This is a genomic window from Lentilactobacillus sp., from assembly GCF_040773105.1.
GTDB lineage: Bacteria > Bacillota > Bacilli > Lactobacillales > Lactobacillaceae > Lentilactobacillus > Lentilactobacillus parabuchneri.
In genome coordinates this window covers 1-3046 of record NZ_JAXGWW010000248.1, presented here as the reverse complement: position 1 = coordinate 3046, position 3046 = coordinate 1, and the positions used below count along the sequence as shown (strand labels likewise).

Sequence of the window (3046 nt, the reverse complement as noted above, 5' to 3'; positions counted from 1 at the left end):
CTGCCGAAAACCTACATTTTTAAACTGCCCTTGACAGTTGGTATGACTCCTGGTCGAACACTTGATGAGCTGCTAAAGGTTGAGGGTAATCCGATCATGCAGTTTATACAAGCACATCCTTATATGAATCATGATTTAGTCAAAGAAGTTAAAGAATTTATGAGTGATGCAGCTGAAAAGGGGATTTTTGTAGAAAATCTCAATTTTGATCAATATTATAATCAGCCTGATACCAACGAATGGGCAGAGATCGCGCTGAGAAATAAGTTCTTAGGTTTAAAAGATATGGTCAAACAAATGGAGGACAGCCAATCAGAATGAAAAAGGCGCCTACTGGGTGTCTTTTTCTTAAATGGGGTTATTTATTAACGCCAAATAAAGATTTTCCATTGTGATGACGTTCATAGATGAAATGATCGTAGAGTCCTAACAAAATTAGGGCAATCATAACAGACCACATCCAATGCGAAACAATCCACAATCCAAGATCATAGATGATAGCAAATGGTAAGATTATCCAAATCCATTTGGTGAAGAACTTGTAACTTAATAAACAGAACAAAATAACTGCTAGCAATAACATTTGTTTGATCTCCTCTAACCTCAATCGAGGTGGCATATAAAACTAATCAAAACAAAAGCCCGCATCGTCCAGATGAGGGCTTTTAAAAATTCACTTACTTTTCAGATTGAAACTTACTGAATAATTTATCGAAATTAATGGTTCCTAGTCCAGTAGCCTGGTTGTACAGCTTCCCGGGTTGACCAGTGTAATACAAATTGTTGTTATTATCTGCGTCGTCCAGAACGTTAAACGGCGAATCGGATTCTGTGGCAAATTTGTAAATCTGTGGGTTCCAGAACCCGAGTGGGGTATCTCGGCCACTATTCATGACGGCGTTTGCGCCAGCCATTTGTGGTGAAACAAAACTGGTACCGCCATTAACACTCCAAAGTTTCAGGTAATGACTTGAAATTTTCTTCGTCTTTGAATTATAAGACAGGTTATCGCCGGAAACGTAAAGGGCATATCCAGTGTGATTATCTGCGTTGGCAGACACATCTGGGAAGTTTCGACCGGATCCGGTGCCAAAAATAATTTGCGGATCTTTTTGAACCAGGTAGCCACCATCCTTGTATTTCAAAAGATCAATTGCTCTAAACGTATTAACACCAGAAATACCCTGCTGATAGCGAGGGGTCGGATTCAAAATTGAAAAGCCGCCACCGCTGCCGGCATAAGTGCTGGGCTTTGTTTTCGGATCACTATAGGCATCACCCCAAGCCCGCTCTTTATTCACAGTCACAATTTTACCGTCAATAATGCGCGTGTAAGGCAATGTGGTGCCCCCGGTAATCACTTGGTATGGGGAGGTTGAAAAGACGTGATTGAACTGTTTTGAAGGCAATTCACGCGGACCATAATCACCACTGGCTCGAAAGACGGTAATGCCTTCTGCAGCTGCTTGTTCAAGCATCAGGTTAAACGCATCGCTATATTGCTGCATTGAGGCACTGGCATTTTGTTCCCAGCGGCTTGCTAATTCAACGTTTGGCGCAAAGCTGGTAGTCAATTGCTTATCACGATCATCCGAGACGGCATTCATAAATGCAGTATAAAAAATCGAGGTGCTGGACGTGACATTCCCTAATGAAATGCCGATGTAGGCGTCGATGTTGGCACCCGGAGCAACTGCACCGGATTGATCGACATCTAGTGTTGATTCCATTTGAGGGGCACTGATTCCAAGCGAGAGCAACAGTTTTCCGGCTTTGGCGTTTTCAACCGGATAGATTTTGTTAACCCGGCTTGAGTCGGCATTAACGCCATTTTGATCCCAGTATTTGACAACGTCACTGGTTTTAAAATCATTCATTGTAATGACGCCGATGCGCTGTCCTTGACCAGTCAGCCCTTTGCTGTAAAGATTTGATAATTGATAACGATCAGCAAACTTCATTGCACCATATTTTTTGGCGAAGGTTGTTTTACTCAAATCAGTATTTGGCGGCGTTGAATCTTTGGGGATGGTGGGGGTCACGGACGTCTTTGCCTTATTGGCCTTTGGCTTGGTTGCGTAGACGCCGATGACACTAACCGTTTGGCTGGCAAGTTTCCCGGGTAGCTTGATTTTGGTTCGGTAGTCTTTTTTGCCGACTTTGACCCGTTTGGCATTGAATGCTTTAATCAAGTTTTGTCGGGTTCCCCAGACCTTCAACGCCAGGTTGCCGGGATAAGCAGACGATTTTAAATGGTATTGGCTCAAATAAGTTTGAAAGGCACTAATTTGTTCAGGTGTTCGTCCAAACTTTTCGGCGAATTGATCAGGTGTCAGATACTGATGAAAATTTGTGGACGTCGGATCAACCGTGTCGTAAACGTAGTCGGTCAAACCGGATGAACTTTGTGGTTTAAAGGCGATATTTGCGACGACTGTTTTTGACAATTCCACTTTTGGCAGTTTGTAACTGGTTGATTTTGCATTGACAACCAGACTGCCGCTTAATACGATGACACCACTCAATAGGCTAAGTGCTAACTGTTTTCCCCTCATAAAGAATCACTTCTTCCATGAATTATGTGAACATTTTAATTATACCATTCTCTATTACAAACAGGTATTTCACGCCCCTAGTGGGGAAAAATCACGTTGTTAATGCCAAAAACATTCAAGCCGTAAAGAAAGGCGATCAGTGCGTTCACGATGGCCGAAATGACAATGATGTCATATCGAAATGTCGTGTTATACAGGGTAAACGACCAGCGGGTATACTTTTTGCCCTTGTACGTCAAAGACGCGACCACCAAAAAGAGGGTTGCCGCAACCTGGAGAATGAAACCAATCATGTAAATGGCAGTGCTGCCGAAGCTGCTTTGGAAAAAATAAAGCCCAACACACGCCAAATCAATCAAAATTGTTAAAAGTGGGATAGTTCATCAACCTTTCTTTATTATGAATGCTGTTATTATAACAAAGTTGCATTTTTAGTGATGGAAATTAGGCAGAAGATTGAAATCTATACATCTTTGTGATTAAAAATATAT

3 protein-coding genes are annotated in these 3046 nt (G+C 42.0%); 1 reads left to right on the top strand and 2 read right to left on the bottom strand.

The window, feature by feature from the left end:
• Nucleotides 1–321 (top strand): hypothetical protein (locus tag AB3112_RS10215; protein WP_367334429.1); only part of this gene is annotated, 321 nt, incomplete at its 5' end.
• 356 nt (nt 322–677) lie between these two features.
• Here the strand turns inward: AB3112_RS10215 and AB3112_RS10210 are convergent.
• Both AB3112_RS10210 and AB3112_RS10205 read right to left on the bottom strand, forming a co-directional pair.
• Nucleotides 678–2555 carry a protease pro-enzyme activation domain-containing protein gene (locus AB3112_RS10210; RefSeq protein ID WP_084975240.1) on the bottom strand — a complete coding sequence of 626 codons (1878 nt, stop codon included), beginning with the start codon at nt 2553–2555 and terminating at the stop codon, nt 678–680.
• A 77-nt stretch (nt 2556–2632) separates the two neighbouring features.
• Nucleotides 2633–2794: a hypothetical protein gene (locus AB3112_RS10205; protein ID WP_155519314.1), complete on the bottom strand. Its 162-nt coding sequence runs from the start codon at nt 2792–2794 to the stop codon at nt 2633–2635.
• Nucleotides 2795–3046 lie beyond the last annotated feature (252 nt).